Consider the following 18,245-nt stretch of genomic DNA (forward strand, 5'->3'; position numbering starts at 1 on the left):
TGTCGATGGCCCGGCGCGATTCAGCTGTGCATGTGCTTTTGTACGCCGTCAGCTTTTCCCACAGGGCGTCAGGGCACCATAAGCGGTGGCTGTGCGTCCGAGGCCATCCTTTATAACGGACTTTTATTACCAAAAGGAATGTATTGCGACATATCTCACCTCACACTCGCCCGGCGACGGTGGCACCATGACGCCGTGACCCTCGCACGACAGCACCCGATCCAGGTCGTCGCCCACCGCGGAGCCTCCGAAGAGGCACCCGAGCACACGTTGGCCGCGTACAAGAAGGCGATCGAGGACGGTGCGGACGCCCTCGAGTGCGATGTAAGGCTGACCGCCGACGGCCATCTCGTCTGTGTCCACGACCGCCGCGTGAACCGGACGTCCAACGGCCGCGGAGCCGTCTCCGCCCTGGAGCTCGCCGAACTCACCGCGCTGGACTTCGGCTCCTGGAAGAACCGCGACGAGTCGCCCGACTGGGAACACACTCCCGGGAGCCTGACGGACACCTCCGTCCTCACCCTGGAGCGACTGCTCGAACTCGTCGCCGACGCCGGCCGCCGCGTGGAGCTGGCCATCGAGACCAAGCACCCGACCCGCTGGGCGGGCCAGGTCGAGGAGCGGCTGCTCCAGCTGCTGAAGCGCTTCGGCCTGGACGCCCCCGCCTCCCCGGCCGAGTCCGCGGTGCGCGTCATGAGCTTCTCGGCGCGCTCGCTGCACCGCGTCCGGGCCGCGTCCCCGGCCTTGCCGACGGTCTATCTGCTCCAGTTCGTCTCACCCCGGCTGCGGGACGGACGACTGCCCGCCGGTGTCCGGATCGCAGGCCCCTCGATGCGGATCGTCCGCAGTCACCCGGGGTACATCGAGCGGCTGAAACGCGCCGGTCACCAGGTGCACGTCTGGACCGTGAACGAACCCGAGGACGTCGATCTCTGCGTTGAGCTGGGCATCGACGCCATCATCACCAACCGCCCCCGCGCGGTGCTCCGCCAACTGGGCCGCTGACCTGGCCCTGCCCGAGGCGGGCGGCCCCCGGAAAACGCCATGGCCACCCCCCGGAAACCATCGAGAATCGGCCAGCCGGTCACAGGGAGTGCACCGGCGCGTTCGTTCCGCATTCGATCGTTACGAGTGCGTCAGCAGACGTCGATTGGCCGGTTTCCGGTCCAGCCCAAAGGGGCATCCACACCGTGGCGTGGGGTGAAGGAGGTCTCGGGGGTGGCGTTGGTGGTGGCACAGGAGGTGCCCACGTCGTCGAGCATGGCCGTGCCCCACGGCCCTGCGGGCGTGGGGGAAGCAAGACACCGGATGCGCGATCAACTGCGTTCGGGGGGCCTGGCGGAAACGGTCATCGACGATGCCGTACTGATCCTTTCCGAATTGCTCAGCAACGCGTGCCGACATGGCAGGCCCCTGGGCGACGACCTGGCCGGCGACGGCAACGTGCGCGCGGCCTGGCGTGTCGACCCTGCAGGACGGCTGACGGTCGAGGTGACGGACGGCGGCGGCCCGACCCGCCCGGTGCCCGCGACCCCGTCGGTCACCGCCCGGGGCGGCCGCGGGCTGAACATCATCACGGCGCTGGCCAAGGACTGGGGTGTCCGGGACGACATCCACGGCGAGGTCACCGTGTGGGTGGTCGTCCAGGAGGACGTGGAAACGGCGCGTCGGCACGACGACTTCGCTACGCGCGTCGCGTCACCGAGGGTGTCCGGGCTCTCCGCTCTGGACTTCGTGGACGCCTTCGACGACCTCGACTGAGCCGGACCGGGGCGCGCGGACCGGCCGCCGGACTCCGTGACGACGCGGTGCGTTGTCCACAGGATCCCGTCGGTCTCCGCGCGAACGGCTAGGCTCGCGCCAGTACGAGACGAGCCGTGATCGGGAGACACCCACGATGGCCAAGAAGCGACCCCAGACGAAGGCCAAGCAGCCGCAGTTGAAGGACGGCGGCGAGATCCCGGTCGTCGGAGCGCGCGAGCCCTGCCCCTGCGGCAGCGGCCGCCGGTACAAGGCCTGCCACGGCCGTGCCGCCGCGCACGCCGCGACCGAGCTGGTGCACCGCCCGTTCGAGGGCCTGCGGGGCGAGGGCGACTGGGTCGCGCTGCGCGAACTGGTGCCCGCCGCGACGGTCGGACTGACGCTCAAGGAGAGCCTGCCCGAGGACGTTCCCTCGGTCACCCTCGCCACGGTCCTGCCGATGGCATGGCCCGCGCTGCGCCGCGAGGACGGCTCGGTGCTGCTCGGCCTTCAGAACGACACACCGTCCGGCGACATCAGCCGCGACCTGGCCGACACCCTCCAGCGCGCGCTCGTCGCGCCGCCCGGCACCCCGGTCGAGGGACGGCGCGCCCCGGCGGACGGTCCCCGGCTCCAGGACCTGCTCGACCCCGAAGGCGCCTTCGAGCCAGTTGTGCACAGCGGCTTCGAGTTCTGGGTCCCGGACGTGGAGAACTCGACGCCCGAGGTGGCCGCCTCGCTGGAGCGCGCCAACGCCGCCGCCATCCCGACGGTGAAGCTCTCCGGGGTCGACGCCGCCTACTGGTGCGAGACGCCCGACAAGAACCACCTGCGCTGGGTCATGCCGTACGCCGAGGAGCAGCTTCTGGACGCTCTCGCGCGGCTGCACGCCGAGGGCCGCTCGAGCCTCGGGGAGGGCACCCGGCTGGTCGGTTCCTTCCGTGCGCACGGGCTCACGGTCCCGGTCTGGGACCTGCCGAGCGGTGTCACGGCGGACGACGTCGAGAAGCCGGCGGCGGAGTTCGCCGAACGCCTCGCCACCGCTCTGGCCATGGACACGCCGCTGACGGCGGACGAGCGCCGCGCACGCGGGGGGCTCACCAACCGCCAGGTGACACTCAGCTGACCCACAGCAAATCCACAGGACGGGAAACTGACCGACCGGTCAGCTGGTCAGGGCCTCGGAAGCGGGTGACTCCTGTCACAACTCCCCGTTGTGACAGGTAAATCCGTGTCCGAATAGCCGAGATCGAATTTGCGAACCGCCGATCTCTTGTTACCGTTCGAGTAGCCCGGTTGCTGGTGCATCCCCCGTCGCCAGCAACCGGGTCTTTCCATGTTCGGAATCCCGAACAATATCAATCGCCTTACCGGCGGACCGAGTTGCTTCCCGAGCGCAGCAGCAGCGGCCCCTCGGCGCTCCGCGCGAATTCCGCGACCGCCGAGTATGTCCCCGGATCGCCCGCCATGTGTTCCCTGGGCGTCTCGCACGCCCCCGGGTCGTCCTCCGCGTCCATCGCGCAGTTCATCTGCACCGTGCGGCCCCCAGGACCCATCAGAGTCAGGGCCGAGCTCAACGCCTCGCCGGTCGCGTTGCGGTAGTAGGTGCGCGCCCAGGTCTCCTCGCCCTGCGTCAGGACACAGGTCTGTGCCTCGACGCCGTCGGGCGAGGAGAGTTCGGGACCGCACCGGGCGGCGGTGGCGAGACCGAGGCCGAGCAGCGGGGGAGAGCGCCGGGGTCCGGGCGACGGCGGCCGGTCGTCCCCGGCCCCCGTCCCGCGCGCGGACGAGGAACCGTCGTCGCCCACCGGGCCGGCCGAGGCCACGGCCAGCGGCAGGGCGAGGACGAACACCACGACTCCCGCCAACGCCACCGGACGGACTCTTCGGGGGGCCGGCCCGCCGCCCGGCGGCGCCTCGGCCGGGCACCTCCCGGAACGACGCTGCATAGGCGGACGATAACGAGCGGGGGACGGCGCGCGGCTCGCCGCGCGCCGGACGCCCCTACAACTCGGGCGCGCTCACACCCGTACGAGTGAGTGCCTCGACGACGGCATCCACCACGGCCTCCACGCCGGGCACCCAGGGAGCGGCCGAACCGGGCAGGGGAGCGCGCTCCCAGCGGATCTGCCCCTGGCCCGTCTCCGACGGCGGCAGCGCGATGTAGCCGCCGTCGCCGTGGAAGCGCAGGGAGCCGGGCACGTAGTCCTTGGCGTAGAGCAGTTCGCCGAGCTGCTCCATGGAGTACGGGGCGACGAGGATCGCCCAGCGGGAGGGAGAGGCGACGACCGGGCCGAGGCGCATGCCCGTGCGGTCGAGGGCGTCCAGCGCACGGGCCGCCGCGAGGGCGGGCAGACTCACCGCGCACGGGGCGCCGCCCCCGGTGGCCAGCACGATGGAGGCCGAGGGCCGGTTGGTCCACCACCAGCGCACCATGCGCTCGTCCGTGGTGGCCGCGAGGAGGCCGGGGTCGAAGGGATGGGCGCCCGGCACCGTGCACTCCGGGTCGGGGCAGCCGCAGCGGGCACGCCCCTGCGGGTCGGCCGCCACACCCGGGAGTACGGGCCACCGCCATGCCGCCGCGAACGTCAGGGCCGCGCTGAGCATCTCAGGCCTCCCGTTGTTTCGCCTGGACAGGAGCCTGCGTCGCCTTCCGAGGATCTCGCGCATGAGCGCTCGTTCCTTTCCGTTGCACGCCTGGCAACACCGAGGATCACATCACACCATGTGTCGATCACTTCACTGTGCGTACCTGCTGGCGCATCACACCCCTGCTGGAGACAAGGGGAACCCCTCTGGGCCGAGCATGTGGCTGTGTCCGCGCCCATACCGCGTACATCCAAAGCATGGGCATGGCGTGGGGTGGCGGCGCCTGGCGTTTTACGTCCCGCGTATTCCTAGCCGCCTCCGCCACGGGAGGATGGGGCACGGTCGTCGGTGGTTAAGACGCCCGGGTCCGTCGCCAGGTTCCGGGCGGATCTCAACCACCCCTGGCCTTCACCGAGTACGTACCCATCACGACCGCTGTGACGCTCCGTCGAACGAGGCCAGTCGACCTCAATAAGCCGTTGCCCGAGTCAGTTTTAGGCCAATTTTAATTTCCCGCAAGGGTTACCGCCGGTCTCACGGACACCAGGAATCCCGGCAGGACAATGCTGGACATCCCCTCACGAGTACGTGTACATGTGGAGACACCGCTAGCGGCGCAGAACGACATGGGGGTTTGCGATGCTATTGAGCAAAACGCACCGGTCGGAAAGCCGGACGTCATGAACGCCCCTCACCTTCCGAAAGTGGCCGGAATCGATTCAACGGTTCCTTCGCCCGCACACACTGTCGCGCCGACGCCCGCTCCCACGGACGCCTCGTCGGCCGCCCCGCCGGCCGGCCCCGGAGCCGCGCTCCAGGACCGTCTCGCGGGCTGGGTCTCGGACCTCACCACGCTCCACGAACTCACCGAGCGTGTCGCCCGCACCGCGACCCTGGACGACGCGCTCCAGGAACTGCTGCGCGCAGGAGCCGCCCTCGTGGGCGCCCGGCGCGGTCTCGTCGTCATGGAACCCGGCGACGGGCTGGGCCCCGACACCACGATCGGCCTCGGCCTCGCCCGGGCCGACCTCGGCCACATCGAGACGGTGCCGCGCAGCTCCATGTCGTACGGGAAGATCCTGGACGGACTGCCGGGCGGCGAGGGCGAGATCACCCAGCCGGACCTCCTCTCGGAGGACGGGCTCGACCCGCGTCACCGCGAGGTCGCCGCCCGTCTCGGCTACGCCGCCAGTTACGCGCTGCCGCTGTCCACCGAGGCCGCCGGCCGGCTCGGGGCCGCCGTGTGGCTCTACGACGAACCCGCCGAGCCGGTGGAACGCCAGCGCCACCTCATCGGCCTCTACACCCGCCATGCCACCGAGCACCTGGCACGGCTGCTGGAGCTCGAACGCGCGCGGACGTGCGTGACGACGATGTCCGAGGAGCTGCTTCCCCCACGGCTGCCCCGGATCTCCGGCGTCCAGCTCGCCGCCCGGCACCGCACCGGCCCGCGCGGCGGCGGCGACTGGTACGACGCGCTGCCGCTGCCCGACGCCGCGCTCGGCCTCGCGGTCGGCTCCGTCACCGGCTCGGGACCCAGCGCGGTCGCCGCCATGGGCCGGCTGCGGGCTTCCCTGCGGGCCTACGCCGTCATGGAGGGCGAGGACCCGGTCGCCGTGCTCTCCGACCTCGAACTGCTGCTGCGGCTGACCGAACCCGCGCGCTCCGCCACCGCCCTGTTCGCGTACTGCGAGCCCGCCCTGCGCAAGCTCACGCTCGCCGGTGCCGGACACAGCCCGCCCCTGGTGATCGGCCCGCGGCGCACCGAGTTCGTGGAGACCTCCCTGTCCGCGCCCCTGGGCATGCTCGCCTGCTGGGAGGCGCCGAGCGTCGAACTGACCGCCGAGCCCGGCGAGACCGTCCTGATCTACACCGACGGCCTGCTGCACCGCACCGGCGATCCGATGGACCGCGCCTTCGCCCGGCTGCACGCGGCGGCGGCGAGCGTCCCGAGGACGCTGCGCGACGACCCGGGCGCGGTCGCCGACCACGTGCTGCGCGGTGTGCTTCCGGACGGTCTCGACGAAGCGGACAGCGACGAGGACGTCGTCCTCCTGGCGGCCCGCTTCGAGTGAGTGGGCTCTCACCCGGTGTAACAGGTCCTCCGGCCCTGGGCCCCCTTCACTGCGTCCGTACGATGGGGGGGTCCAAAGTCGTATGAAGGAGGCAGACCGTGTCGGAGGCGCTCACCCCGGAGACCCCGGAAGCCGTACTCGACGAAGCCGCTGACGAAGCGGGCGAGGAAGAGCCCATCAAGCAGCGCAAGAACGGCCTGTACCCGGGCGTGTCCGACGAGCTGGCCGAGAGCATGAAGTCCGGCTGGGCCGACACCGAGCTGCGGGGCCTGACGCCCATCGCCCAGGCCGAGTACACCGCGGCCCGCCGCGCCGCGCTGTCCGCGCGCTTCCCGGGCGAGCGTCTGGTGATCCCCGCGGGCAACCTGAAGACCCGCTCGAACGACACGGAGTACCCCTTCCGTGCCTCGGTCGAGTACGCGTACCTCACCGGCAACCTCACCGAGGACGGCGTCCTCGTGCTGGAGCCCGCCGCCGAGGGCCACAGGGCGACGATCTACCTGCTGCCGCGCTCCAACCGTGAGAACGGCGAGTTCTGGCTGTCCGGGCAGGGCGAGCTGTGGGTCGGCCGCCGCCACTCCCTGGCCGAGGCCGAGCAGCTGTACGGCATCCCCGCCTCGGACGTCCGCGAGCTGCCGGCCGCGCTGACGGAAGCCACCGGTCCCGTCCGCGTCGTGCGTGGCTACGACGCCGCGATCGAGGCCGCCCTGACCGACAAGGTCACCCGCGAGCACGACGACGAACTGCGCGTCTTCCTGTCCGAGGCACGGCTCGTCAAGGACGAGTTCGAGGCCGGCGAGCTGCAGAAGGCCGTCGACTCCACCGTGCGCGGCTTCGAGGACGTCGTGAAGGTCCTCGACAAGGCCGAGGCCACCAGCGAGCGCTTCATCGAGGGCACCTTCTTCCTGCGCGCGCGGGTCGAGGGCAACGACATCGGCTACGGCTCGATCTGCGCCTCCGGGCCGCACGCCTGCACGCTGCACTGGGTGCGCAACGACGGCCCGGTCCGCTCCGGCGATCTGCTGCTGCTGGACGCGGGCGTGGAGACCCACACCCTCTACACCGCCGACGTCACGCGCACGCTCCCGGTCAACGGCACCTTCACGGAGATCCAGAAGAAGATCTACGACGCCGTGTACGACGCCCAGGAGGCCGGTATCGCGGCCGTCCTGCCGGGCGCCAAGTACCGCGACTTCCACGACGCCGCCCAGCACGTGCTGGCCGAGCGTCTCGTCGAGTGGGGGCTCGTCGAAGGCCCCGTCGAGCGCGTCCTGGAGCTCGGCCTCCAGCGCCGCTGGACCCTGCACGGCACCGGCCACATGCTCGGCATGGACGTCCACGACTGCGCCGCCGCGCGCACCGAGACGTATGTCGAGGGCACGCTGGAGCCGGGCATGTGCCTGACCGTCGAGCCGGGCCTGTACTTCCAGGCGGACGACCTGACCGTGCCGGAGGAGTACCGCGGCATCGGCGTCCGGATCGAGGACGACCTCCTCGTCACCGAGGACGGCAGCCGGAACCTGTCGGCCGGCCTGCCGCGCCGCTCGGACGAGGTCGAGGCCTGGATGGCGTCCCTCAAGGGCTGACGCCGTGCCCGCGAGGGCCGAGGCGAGACCGATGGCCGGGCACCTTCCGAGGCGCCCGGCCATCGGTGCGTCCAGGGGCGGCCGCCGGGACCGCGGTGCGTCCAGGATCGGGAGCAGAGGCAGCCTCCGGGCTCCGGTGTGACCAGGGCGTGTGCGACCCCGCTCGGACTCCGGCCTCCGGTCCGGTGCCGGAGTGGGCCTGGACGGGCCGTCAGACGCGCGTGACCGGCAGCGCGTCCACGAACAGCGCGCCCGCGAGCAGGCCGCCGCTGCCCCGGGGACTCCACCCGCGCGCGTGGAGATCGTCGTCGAGGACAACCAGGCCCGAACGCCCGGCCTCCGTGGACGTACCCCCCGCTTCGAGCACCCCCCGGGCGCCGGCCTGGACATGGCGGAGGCCATGGGGTCCCGCCGTGTACAGCAGCTCGGTGTCCTGGAGCGTGGCCATGACCACGAGAAGGGCGTCGAGACGGGCGCACGGTTCGGGCGCGCCGGCCGCGCGGGCGGTGGCGAGCGCGTCCAACGCCCGTCGCACATGCGGGAATCCGGCACGCGCCTCACCGCGCGCACCGGCCGCGCCGTACGTCGCGGAGACGGACGAGCCGCGGGAGGGCCGCCGCGGTGCCCGCCGGTCGGTGTGCGCCGCGATCCGCTTGGCCGTCGCGGTGACATCGGCTCCGGTGGCTCCGGGGTCCAGCGCCGCCGCGGCGACCAGCAGCCCGAGAACCCACAGGGCACCGCGGTGGCCGCCGCCCGTCAGGGCCACCGAGTGCTCGGTGCACCGGCCGATCGAGCCCAGCTCCGCGCGGAGTTCGGGCGTGGCGCGGCCGGTGCGGCGGGCGGCGGCGGCCATGGCCGCGAGGCCGGGGGTGAGCGCCTTGGCGGACCAGCGCAGGGAGCACAGATCCCGCCGGGTGACCCGGGCACGGAGGTCACGTGGGTCGGGCAGCCCGGGTTTGGGGGTCAGTTCCAGCTGCCGGGTCAGCGCGGCCACCGCGGCCCGCGCCAGCACCTCGTCGTCCTCGCGGCTGCTCATCGACGTACCCCTTCTCCTGAGGACGCCGGCGGTGAAGGCACCAGATCCGAGTCCGGCCACGTGCGAAGGAAACGTAGACGCGCCGGCTCTCAAGAACCTGGGCGCACGCTGTCAGCGACCTGTGAACTCCGGGAGCGGCGAGCGAGAAGCCGCGAACCGGGGCGCGGGTCGCGGAGGCCCCGGCGGATTGCCTCCGGCAGGGTCGGACGTCGGCGTCGTCAGGAGCGTCAGGCACCACCGGCGCGTCAGGCGTTGTCCGGCGCGTCAGGCGGGCAGCAGCGAGGGGGCCGTCTTCCACTTGAGGATCTTGTCGAAGCTCACCACCGCACCGCCGCGCCCCGGCTTGTTGCCGATGTGGACGTGGTCGGCGAGCTCGCGGATCAGGCACAGCCCCCGGCCGTGCTCCGCGTCCTCGCCGGCCTGGCGGAGCAGGGCGCGGGCGTTCCCGGCCGGAAAACCCGGGCCGAAATCGGCGACCTCGATGCGGCACTGGTCGCCGTCGAGGTAGGCCGTCACGCGATACGCCTCGCAGGAAGAGCCCCGCACGTCGTCCCCGCCGTGTTCGACGGCGTTGGCGCAGGCCTCGGTGAGAGCGACGGAGAGGTCGTACGAGATGTCCGGGTCGACACCCGCGCTCTCCATCGTGCCGAGCAACAGGCGTCTGGCGAGCGGAACACTCGCAGCCTCGCGCCGCAGATGGAGTGACCACCAGATGCTCATGCTCCAGCCTCCCGGCCGCGGCTCGACATACCGTTACGTATTGCCGCAACCACCCGTGCGCAATCGCATACACGACGTGATGCCGCCCATACGGCCGACGCGCTCACATGAGGCAGCGGTGTATGCGCGAGCGATCCGACGCCGGACGACGGCCCTTCGGCCGTCCGCCGTCCGGCGGACGGACCGGTCACAAGCCATCAATCGGACCTGCCGCACGGGGCGTCGGGGCCCAGTGCGATGATGAGCCCGCCATGACTGCCCCCCACCAGCGTTCGGCGCGTTCCGGAGCAGGTCTCCGGACCCTGAGGGCCGCGGTGTTCGCCGCGGTCTGCGTCGTGCTGGCCGCGGCCGGTCACGGGATCGCCTCCTGCGCCACGGTCCCCTTGTGGACGCTGGGCGCCGGCTTCCTCGCGGTCTTCGCGGTCGCCGCGGCGCTGGCGGGCCGCGAACGCACGCTGCCGGGCATCGTGGCGCTTCTCGCGCTCGGCCAGACCGTGCTGCACACCCTCTTCGGACTCGGCCTGCGGACCGGTACGACGGGCACCGGGTCGTCCATGGGGGCGATGGCTCCCGGGATGCCGATGTCCGACGCCACGCTCGTGGCGCGCGCCGCCCGTCTGGTGTGCGGGACGGCCGCGGCGGCGATCAGCCCCGCGCAGGCCATGAAGATCCTCGCCGACGCGCGGATCGACACGGGCATGACCGGCATGACGTCGTCCATGCACCACGCCTCGGACGCCGTACCCACCGCCGCGGGGACCCCGATGCCGGTGCTGCCCTCCCTGCCGATGCTGCTCGGCCACGTGCTCGCGGCCGTCGCCGCCGGATGGGTGCTGCGCCATGGCGACCTGGCCCTCCTGCGGCTCATGCGCCTGTCGGCGCAGGGCGTCACGGAAGCGGCACTCGTGCGCTCCTTGCGGGCCGCCCTGACCCTCGTACGCGCCCTGCGTACGGGACTTCCGGGCGCGCCCGAGATCGCGCGCACGCCTCACACCGCGCCGCTCGCGCCCCTCGCTCCACGGACGACCGCTCTTCAGCACACCGTCGTCCGGCGCGGCCCCCCCGCCTCCACCGCGTTCACCCTCGTCGCCTGACACGACGCGCCGCTTCACGGAAATCCACGGAATTCCCCGGTCCCCGGAGTCCTCGACTCCACCGGCCGCACGGGGTTCACGGACCTTCTCGAAGGGGACGCGGTCGTGCCGCACGCGCGCGTACCCGCCGGGTCCTCCCGGGGTGCCGCTCTCGCCCCTTCCACGGGACACCGAGGCGCACGCGCGTCCCCTTTGTCACCGGACTGAATGTGGAGTGTCTCCTTCCATGAAGGCTTCTCGTCTCGCCGTCGTCGGCACCGCCGCCGCCACCGCCGTTCTCGCCCTGTCCGCCCCCGCGTTCGCGCACGTCTCCGTGCAGCCCGAGGGCGTGGCCGCCAAGGGCGGCTACACCGTCGTGAACTTCAAGGTGCCCAACGAGCGCGACAACGCCTCGACCACCCAGGTCGAGGTCAACCTCCCGGCCGACCACCCGCTGGCCTCCGTCATGCCGCAGCGGCTCGACGGCTGGACCGTGAAGGTCACCCGGTCCAAGCTCGACAAGCCGGTCACCGCGCACGGCGAGAAGATCGACGAGGCCGTCACCAAGGTCACCTGGACCGCCGACGGCAAGGGCATCGAGCCGGGCTTCTTCCAGAAGTTCCCGCTCTCCATCGGCGCGCTGCCCGAGGACACCGACACCCTCGTCTTCAAGGCGATCCAGACGTACTCCGACAAGGAGATCGTGCGCTGGATCGAGCCGCAGAAGGATGGTGCGGAGGAGCCCGAGCACCCGGCTCCGACGCTCGCGCTCACGGCCGCGACCGAGGGGGGCCATCACGGGTCCGCCGCCGCGGAGGACGCCTCCCACACGGAGGAGACCGCCGAGCACACCGACGAGGCGGCCTCCGCCACGGACAGCAGCGACACCACCGCGCGCGTACTCGGCGGCGTGGGCATCCTCGTCGGCCTGGCGGGCGTGGCGTACGGCGTCATGGCCGGCCGGCGGCGTACGAACGCCTGAGGTGCCGGCACACACCTGAGGCACTGAGACACACGCTCCTGGTGGGCACCGGAGGGGCGCGGACGCGGCTCCGTGGACCGGCTTGCGGCCGCACCCGGCCCGGCCCCGCCGCCTCGTCCGCCCCCCGGTGCCCACCGGAGCGCTCACATCTGGGACATTTTTCTATGCGCAAGAAGACGTACGCGACGGCCGCCCTGTTCGCCGCCGCCGCTCTGACCCTCTCCGCCTGCGGCAGTGGCGACGACAGCAACGCCGCCAACGGCCCGGTCGCCGCCGTGTCCGCCGAGGCCGGCTCCGCCAAGGCCGCGACGGTCCTGGACAACCCGTTCGAGAAGCCGGACCTCGTGCTCACCGACACGACCGGCAAGAAGTACGACCTGCGCGCGGAGACCAAGGGCCGTCCCACGCTCGTCTACTTCGGCTACACCCACTGCCCCGACTTCTGCCCCCTGACGATGAACAACCTCGCCGTCGCCAAGAAGCAGCTCCCGAAGGCCGAACAGGACAAGCTGCGCGTCGTGTTCGTCACCACCGACCCGGCCCGCGACACACCCGCCGCGCTCGGCACCTGGCTCAAGGGCATCGACCCCGACTTCGTCGGCCTGACCGGCGACTTCGCCACGATCCAGGCCGGTGCCCGTCGCCTCGGCATCACCATCGAGCCGACGACCAAGGACAAGAACGGCAAGACCGTCTCCGTGCACGGCACCCAGGTCATCGCCTTCTCGCCGAAGACCGACGCGGGCTATGTGCTGTACGGCGAGAGCGCCACCGTCGACGACTACACCAAGGACCTGCCCAAGATCGCCGAGGGGAAGACCCCGTGAGCCGCCGTACGGGCCGCCGCGCGGGACTCCTCGCCGCCTGTTCCCTCGTCCTGACCGCCACCGGGACCCTGGCGGGCTGCGGCTCGGGCGACTCCTCGTCGTCCCCGGCCGGTCCCGAACTCAAGGTCACCGGCGCCTACATGCCCGCCCCGAACATGGACACCATGGCGGCGGGCTTCTTCACCGTCACCAACTCCGGCGGCGCCGACACCCTCACCTCGGTCACCAGCGATCTCTCGGACGACGTGACGATGCACGCGACCGTGGGCGGCGCGATGGAGGAGAAGAAGTCCTTCGCCGTACCCGCCGAGGGCACCCTGGACTTCGCCAGCGGCGGCAACCACCTCATGTTCGAAAAGCTCACCCACAAGCCCGGACAGGGCGAGAAGGTGTCCGTGGAACTGCACTTCGCCAAGTCCGGCACGGTCAGGATCTCCATGCCGGTGAAGCCCGCGACATACACGCCGAAGACCGGACGCTGAGGGAGGCATCACCGTGACATCGACCATCGCCCCCCGCTTCAGGACCCTCCTGCTGCTGTTCCTCGCCGTCACCGGAGCGCTCCTGGCGGGCGCCGCGCCCGCCTCCGCGCACGCCGCGCTGACCGGGAGCAACCCGACGCAGGGATCGGTGGTCGACAAGGCACCCGCCCAGGTCTCGCTCACCTTCTCCGAACAGGTCTCGCTGAACGACGAATCGCTCCAGGTGCTCGACCCCAAGGGCGGGCGGGTCGACGCCGGGAGCGCGAGCGACCTGGGCGGCGACACCTACGGCCTGAAGCTGCGCCCGGGGCTGCCCGACGGCACGTACACCGTCACCTACCAAGTGGTGTCCGCGGACAGCCACCCCGTCTCCGGCGCCTTCACCTTCTCCGTCGGCGCTCCCTCGCAGACCTCCGTCACGCTGTCCGGCCAGGCGGTGGGGGGCGGCCTGGTGGGCTTCCTCTACGGAGCCGCGCGCTACTTGTCGTACGCCGGATACATCCTGCTCGTCGGCGGAGCCGCCTTCGTGCTGGCCTGCTGGCAGCGCGGCTCGGGCATCCGGCCGGTACAGCGGCTCGTGGTCTGCGGCTGGCTCACGCTCACCGCCTCCACACTCGCCCTGCTGCTCCTGCGCGGTTCGTACGTGGGGTCCGGCAAGGCCGGCGACATCTTCGACCTGACCCTGCTCGGCGAGGTGCTGCAGACCAAATCGGGCGCGGCACTGGTGTCGAGACTGCTGCTGCTCGCCGCGGCGGCGCTGTTCATCGCCGTGCTCTTCGGCGCGTACGCCAGACGCGACGAGGACGAACGCGCGGCCGGAGCGAACACCGGGAGCGGAGAGCCGGCCGAGGGAACGGACACCGGCGCCACGGACGCTGGTGCCACGGACACCGCTGCCACGGACGCCGAGGACCCGGACACCGAGGCCGGCCACCTGGCCGCGGAGAAGAACGACCTCACCTTCGGGCTCGCCGTCGGCGGCTCGGTCGTCGCGGCCGGCCTCGCCGCGACCTGGGCCATGGCCGAGCACGCCTCCACCGGTGTCCAGCCGGGTATCGCGATGCCCGTCGACGTCCTGCACCTGCTGGCCGTCGCCGTCTGGCTCGGCGGTCTGTCGACGCTGGTGGTCGCCCTGTTCCGGGCTCCGGCACAGACGCCCGTCGAGGCGACGACCGTCCGCCGCTTCTCCCGCCTCGCGTTCGGCGCCGTCCTCGTACTCGTCGCCACCGGGATCTACCAGTCGTGGCGCCAGCTCGGCTCCTGGTCGGCGCTCACCGACACGTCGTACGGACAGCTGCTGCTCGTCAAGGTCGGCCTGGTCGCCGTCCTCGTGGGCATCGCGTGGATCTCTCGGCGCTGGACCGCCCAGCTGTCCGAGGTGACGGCTCCCGAGGCCACCGCCGTCCTCGTGGAGCAGCGCTCCGAGCTGAGGACGCCCGCCACCGTCCCCGCCGACTCCCGGCGCGCCGCCCAGCTCGCCCGGCAGCAGGCCGCCGTGGACTCCACGCGCGACAAGCGGGTCCGTGACGCCGACCCGCACCGCTCGGGCCTGCGGCGCTCGGTGCTCGCCGAGGCGGGGGTCGCGGTCGTCCTGCTCGCGGTCACGACCGCGCTGACGGCCACCGAGCCGGGACGTACGGCGGAGGCGGCCCGGCAGGCCACCGCGTCCGCCGCACAGCGCTCCGGACCGCTGTCCCTGAAGATGCCGTTCGACACGGGCGGCGAGGACGGCAAGGGCACGGTGGAGGTCACCCTCGACCCGGCCCGTGTCGGCGGCAACCAGATGCACGTCTTCGTGCTCCGGCCGAACGGCAAGGCCTTCGACGTCCCCGAGGTGAAGGTCGCCTTCACTCTCACCGCGAAGAACGTCGGCCCGCTGCCCGTGACCCCCGACCGGGTCGCCACCGGGCACTGGGCGGCGAGCGGGGTGCAGATCCCCATGGCGGGCGACTGGAAGATCGCGGTGACCGTGCGCACCTCCGACATCGACCAGGCCACCGTGAACAAGAACGCGCAGATCGGCTGAACCTGACCATGGCTGACCAGTCCACCCCGGGGACCTCCGCCCCCTCCGCCCGAAAGGCCTCGTCCCCCGAGGCGTCCACCGGCACCGCGTCGCCGGGCGATGCCCCGCAGGGAGTCATGTCACGACGCCGGCTGCTCGGCACCGCCGGTGCCACCGGGCTCACGCTCGGAGCGGCGGGGGCAGCCGTGGGGTACGCGGCGGCACCCTCCCCCGCCAAGACCGTCCCGCTGACCTCCGTCGGCGCGGACATGGCAATGTTTCACGGGAAACATCAGCCGGGCATCACCACCACCCTCCAGGCCCGCGGCCACCTCGTCGCCTTCGACCTGACGGCGGGCGCGGGCCGCAAAGAGGCGGCCGCCCTGCTGCGCCGCTGGTCGGTGACGGCCCAGCGGCTGATGGCGGGCGAGGCCGCGGCCCACGAGGACACGGACGTCGCGCGCGACGCCGGCCCGTCGTCCCTCACCGTCACCTTCGGCTTCGGACACAGCTTCTTCGCGCGTACGGGCCTGGAGAAGCAGCGGCCGGTCGCCCTGGACCCGCTGCCCGACTTCTCCTCCGACCACCTCGACAAGGCGCGCAGCGACGGCGACCTGTGGGTGCAGATCGGGGCGAACGACGCCCTCGTCGCCTTCCACGCCCTGCGCGCGATCCAGAAGGACACCGGCAGCGCGGCGCGGGTGCGCTGGCAGATGAACGGCTTCAACCGCTCGCCGGGCGCCACCGCCGCGCCGATGACCGCCCGCAACCTGATGGGCCAGATCGACGGCACCCGCAATCCGAAGCCCTCCGAACCCGACTTCGACGGACGGATCTTCGTCCCCGCCTCCGGCACCCCGGAGTGGATGGCGAACGGCTCCTACGCCGTCGTACGCCGGATCCGCATGCTCCTCGACGACTGGGAGAAGCTCTCGGGCAAGGCCCAGGAGGATGTCATCGGGCGGAGGAAGTCCACGGGGGCGCCGTTGAGCGGCGGCACCGAGTCCACCGCGATGGACCTGGACAAGACCGACGCCGACGGCAACCTGGTCGTGCCGATCAACGCGCACGCGCGCATCACCCGGCCCGACCGGAACGGAGGCGCCGCGATGCTGCGCCGTCCGTTCTCCTTCCACGACGGCATCGACGCCGAGGGGACACCCGACGCCGGTCTGCTCTTCGTGTGCTGGCAGGCCGATCCGGTGCGTGGTTTCGTCCCCGTCCAGCGCAAACTCGACCGCGGCGACGCGCTCTCGGAGTTCATCCGCCACGAGTCGAGCGGCCTCTTCGCGGTGCCGGGCGGCGCGGTGGAGGGGGAGTACGTGGGGCAGCGGTTGCTGGAGGGGTGACGAGGCCGTCGTGCGGCGGACTCCACGGCGGCTCATCGGCCGACGGCCCGCACGGGCGCTCTGTACCTGACGGGCTCGGGGCAGATGCGGGGCCGGGCTTCAGACGGCTCGGGGCGGGGCTCCGTACCCGGGCTCGGGGCCGACGCGGGAGCGGGCTGCAGACGGACGCGGCCCAAGGGCTCCGCACCGGGCTCCGGACCGACACGGGGGCAGGCCTCGCGCGGACGCGACCCAGGGGCTCCGTACCGTGTTCCGTACCGCGGTACCGGGCTCCGTATCAGGGCCGGTGGCGGGGGTTCCGCGGGCGGCGGACGGGTCGGGCGCGGCCCATTAGGGTGACGGTATGTCGGCGACGCGCTACACCTATCTCGGCCCCGAGGGTACGTTCACCGAGGCCGCCCTTCGCACGCTTCCCGAGGCCGCGACGCGGGAGCTGGTTCCCATGGTGTCCGTCCCGGCCGCGCTCGACGCGGTACGCGGTGGCCAGGCCGCGGGCGCCCTCGTCCCGATCGAGAACTCCGTCGAGGGCGGCGTCACCGCCACCCTCGACGAGCTGGCCAAGGGCGACCAGCTGATGATCTACCGCGAGGTCGTGCTGCCGATCGCCTTCGCCCTGCTGGTCAGGCCCGGCACGGCGCTGAAGGACGTCAAGACGGTCACCGGACACCCGGTCGCCCAGCCGCAGGTGCGCAACTGGCTCGCCGCGCATCTGCCGGACGCCGTCTGGGAGTCGGCGGCCTCGAACGCGGACGGCGCCCGGCTGGTCCAGGAGGGCCGTTTCGACGCGGCCTTCGCGGGCGAGTTCGCCGCGGCCACGTACGGCCTCGAACCGCTGGTGACCGAGATCCACGACGCGGCGAACGCCGAGACCCGCTTCGTACTGGTCGGCCGCCCGGCCCGGCCCGCCGCGCCGACCGGCGCCGACAAGACCTCCGTGGTCATCTGGCTCGGCGACGACCACCCCGGAGCGCTGCTCGAACTGCTCCAGGAATTCGCCGTGCGCGGCGTCAACCTGATGCGGATCGAGTCCCGCCCGACCGGCCAGGGAATCGGCAATTACTGCTTCTCGGTGGACGCCGAGGGGCACATCACCGACCGCCGGGTGGGCGAGGCGTTGATGGGTCTCAAGCGGATCTGTCCCCAAGTGCGCTTTCTCGGTTCCTATCCCCGGGCCGGCGTCGCCCTGGAGGACGTACGGCCGCTGCGGCCCGGAACGTCGGACCACGAGTTCTCCGCGGCCTCGGACTGGCTCGCGCGCTGCGCCGACGGCCGGTTCTGAACGGCGGGTCCACACCCGTCCGAGCATTTCCCGCAGGTTCCACCTGCCGATTTTCGCCATCCACAGGGTTATCCACAGGTGCGCTTACCGACCTGGGGACAAGTCGACAACGAAGCGCTACATCATCGACAAATCGGCTACTCGACCCAAGTCCATCCACACCCTTGCACGTCCCTCTTCGTCTACCCTTTTCCATTGATCAACCCGATAGAGCGAATCATTTACACCCGAAAGTGGCTGTCCAGAGGGTTTGAACCGGGAATTCCACGGTCACCGAAGAGGGATCGGAATGATCAATTCCGACATCCACAGATCTTCCACACACCCTGTGGATAACCGACGGGGAGGGTCACACCCTGTGGACAACCTGCCCCGCAAGTGCCGCCCCCCGCAAGGAAATCCGGTCAACCGGTGAAGTGCGCATGCCCCGTTCCGGGGAGTAGGCCCCTTTTCCTTGACGTCGCTCGATGCCCAAGAGATGCGATCCGACATTTCACTCATA

16 protein-coding genes are annotated in these 18,245 nt (G+C 71.6%); 12 read left to right on the top strand and 4 right to left on the bottom strand.

Annotated features, from left to right (window positions below; all coding sequences use genetic code 11):
- Positions 1 to 195: 195 nt before the first annotated feature.
- The 3 genes from OG410_RS20880 to OG410_RS20890 all read left to right on the top strand — a co-directional run bounded on the left by OG410_RS20880 (position 196) and on the right by OG410_RS20890 (position 2,866).
- Entirely contained in the window at positions 196 to 1,005 is an 810-nt protein-coding gene (locus tag OG410_RS20880; protein ID WP_329300573.1) for a glycerophosphodiester phosphodiesterase, read from the top strand.
- A 126-nt stretch (positions 1,006 to 1,131) separates the two neighbouring features.
- Entirely contained in the window at positions 1,132 to 1,761 is a 630-nt protein-coding gene (locus OG410_RS20885; protein ID WP_329300574.1) for an ATP-binding protein, read from the top strand.
- 136 nt (positions 1,762 to 1,897) lie between these two features.
- Positions 1,898 to 2,866: a DUF5926 family protein gene (locus tag OG410_RS20890; protein ID WP_329300575.1), complete on the top strand. Its 969-nt coding sequence runs from the start codon at positions 1,898 to 1,900 to the stop codon at positions 2,864 to 2,866.
- 241 nt (positions 2,867 to 3,107) lie between these two features.
- Here the strand turns inward: OG410_RS20890 and OG410_RS20895 are convergent, their stop codons facing one another.
- A complete protein-coding gene (locus OG410_RS20895; protein WP_329300576.1) occupies positions 3,108 to 3,614 on the bottom strand; it encodes a hypothetical protein in 507 nt (168 codons plus the stop codon).
- A 130-nt stretch (positions 3,615 to 3,744) separates the two neighbouring features.
- Positions 3,745 to 4,410, bottom strand: a complete 666-nt coding sequence (locus OG410_RS20900) for a bifunctional DNA primase/polymerase (RefSeq protein ID WP_329300577.1) — start codon at positions 4,408 to 4,410, stop codon at positions 3,745 to 3,747.
- Between the two features lie 482 nt (positions 4,411 to 4,892).
- Between OG410_RS20900 and OG410_RS20905 the strand changes: the two genes are divergently transcribed.
- Together OG410_RS20905 and OG410_RS20910 are read left to right on the top strand one after the other, a co-directional pair.
- Positions 4,893 to 6,404: a PP2C family protein-serine/threonine phosphatase gene (locus OG410_RS20905; RefSeq protein ID WP_329300578.1), complete on the top strand. Its 1,512-nt coding sequence runs from the start codon at positions 4,893 to 4,895 to the stop codon at positions 6,402 to 6,404.
- A gap of 98 nt (positions 6,405 to 6,502) precedes the next feature.
- Positions 6,503 to 7,990 (top strand): aminopeptidase P family protein, encoded by a 1,488-nt coding sequence (locus OG410_RS20910; protein WP_329300579.1) that lies wholly within the window; start codon positions 6,503 to 6,505, stop codon positions 7,988 to 7,990.
- Positions 7,991 to 8,201: 211 nt separating this feature from the next.
- On the opposite strand, the gene OG410_RS20915 is transcribed toward OG410_RS20910, so the two are convergent.
- Both OG410_RS20915 and OG410_RS20920 read right to left on the bottom strand, forming a co-directional pair.
- Positions 8,202 to 9,026 carry a triphosphoribosyl-dephospho-CoA synthase gene (locus OG410_RS20915; RefSeq protein WP_329300580.1) on the bottom strand — a complete coding sequence of 275 codons (825 nt, stop codon included), beginning with the start codon at positions 9,024 to 9,026 and terminating at the stop codon, positions 8,202 to 8,204.
- Positions 9,027 to 9,290: 264 nt separating this feature from the next.
- Positions 9,291 to 9,746: an ATP-binding protein gene (locus OG410_RS20920; RefSeq protein WP_328670146.1), complete on the bottom strand. Its 456-nt coding sequence runs from the start codon at positions 9,744 to 9,746 to the stop codon at positions 9,291 to 9,293.
- Positions 9,747 to 9,997: 251 nt separating this feature from the next.
- Here OG410_RS20920 and OG410_RS20925 point away from each other — a divergent pair, with 251 nt between their 5' ends.
- From OG410_RS20925 to pheA, 7 genes are all read left to right on the top strand, one after another.
- Positions 9,998 to 10,840: a hypothetical protein gene (locus tag OG410_RS20925; RefSeq protein WP_329300581.1), complete on the top strand. Its 843-nt coding sequence runs from the start codon at positions 9,998 to 10,000 to the stop codon at positions 10,838 to 10,840.
- Between the two features lie 226 nt (positions 10,841 to 11,066).
- The gene (locus tag OG410_RS20930; protein WP_329300582.1) at positions 11,067 to 11,801 is read left to right on the top strand and encodes a YcnI family copper-binding membrane protein; all 735 of its coding nucleotides are present in this window, start codon (positions 11,067 to 11,069) and stop codon (positions 11,799 to 11,801) included.
- 164 nt (positions 11,802 to 11,965) lie between these two features.
- The gene (locus OG410_RS20935; RefSeq protein ID WP_329300583.1) at positions 11,966 to 12,628 is read left to right on the top strand and encodes an SCO family protein; all 663 of its coding nucleotides are present in this window, start codon (positions 11,966 to 11,968) and stop codon (positions 12,626 to 12,628) included.
- Positions 12,625 to 13,110, top strand: coding sequence for a copper chaperone PCu(A)C (locus OG410_RS20940; RefSeq protein ID WP_443063774.1), 486 nt, complete (start codon positions 12,625 to 12,627; stop codon positions 13,108 to 13,110). Before OG410_RS20935 ends, OG410_RS20940 begins: the two co-directional genes overlap by 4 nt.
- Positions 13,111 to 13,123: 13 nt before the next feature.
- A complete protein-coding gene (locus OG410_RS20945) occupies positions 13,124 to 15,136 on the top strand; it encodes a copper resistance CopC/CopD family protein (RefSeq protein WP_329300584.1) in 2,013 nt (670 codons plus the stop codon).
- Positions 15,137 to 15,144: 8 nt separating this feature from the next.
- Positions 15,145 to 16,464, top strand: coding sequence for an iron uptake transporter deferrochelatase/peroxidase subunit (efeB, locus tag OG410_RS20950; protein WP_329300585.1), 1,320 nt, complete (start codon positions 15,145 to 15,147; stop codon positions 16,462 to 16,464).
- Between the two features lie 343 nt (positions 16,465 to 16,807).
- A complete protein-coding gene (pheA, locus tag OG410_RS20955) occupies positions 16,808 to 17,743 on the top strand; it encodes a prephenate dehydratase (protein ID WP_328450606.1) in 936 nt (311 codons plus the stop codon).
- Positions 17,744 to 18,245 lie beyond the last annotated feature (502 nt).

This window comes from Streptomyces sp. NBC_00659 (assembly GCF_036226925.1).
GTDB lineage: Bacteria > Actinomycetota > Actinomycetes > Streptomycetales > Streptomycetaceae > Streptomyces.

What these genes read in the sequence shown, in the direction of transcription:
- OG410_RS20890 (WP_329300575.1), top strand. Translation starts at nt 1,898, where the DNA reads ATGGCCAAGAAGCGACCCCAGACGAAGGCCAAGCAGCCGCAGTTGAAG.
- OG410_RS20900 (WP_329300577.1), bottom strand. Translation starts at nt 4,410, where the DNA reads ATGCGCGAGATCCTCGGAAGGCGACGCAGGCTCCTGTCCAGGCGAAAC.
- OG410_RS20905 (WP_329300578.1), top strand. Translation starts at nt 4,893, where the DNA reads ATGCTGGACATCCCCTCACGAGTACGTGTACATGTGGAGACACCGCTA.
- OG410_RS20915 (WP_329300580.1), bottom strand. Translation starts at nt 9,026, where the DNA reads ATGAGCAGCCGCGAGGACGACGAGGTGCTGGCGCGGGCCGCGGTGGCC.
- OG410_RS20920 (WP_328670146.1), bottom strand. Translation starts at nt 9,746, where the DNA reads ATGAGCATCTGGTGGTCACTCCATCTGCGGCGCGAGGCTGCGAGTGTT.
- OG410_RS20925 (WP_329300581.1), top strand. Translation starts at nt 9,998, where the DNA reads ATGACTGCCCCCCACCAGCGTTCGGCGCGTTCCGGAGCAGGTCTCCGG.
- OG410_RS20930 (WP_329300582.1), top strand. Translation starts at nt 11,067, where the DNA reads ATGAAGGCTTCTCGTCTCGCCGTCGTCGGCACCGCCGCCGCCACCGCC.
- OG410_RS20935 (WP_329300583.1), top strand. Translation starts at nt 11,966, where the DNA reads ATGCGCAAGAAGACGTACGCGACGGCCGCCCTGTTCGCCGCCGCCGCT.
- efeB (WP_329300585.1), top strand. Translation starts at nt 15,145, where the DNA reads ATGGCTGACCAGTCCACCCCGGGGACCTCCGCCCCCTCCGCCCGAAAG.
- pheA (WP_328450606.1), top strand. Translation starts at nt 16,808, where the DNA reads ATGTCGGCGACGCGCTACACCTATCTCGGCCCCGAGGGTACGTTCACC.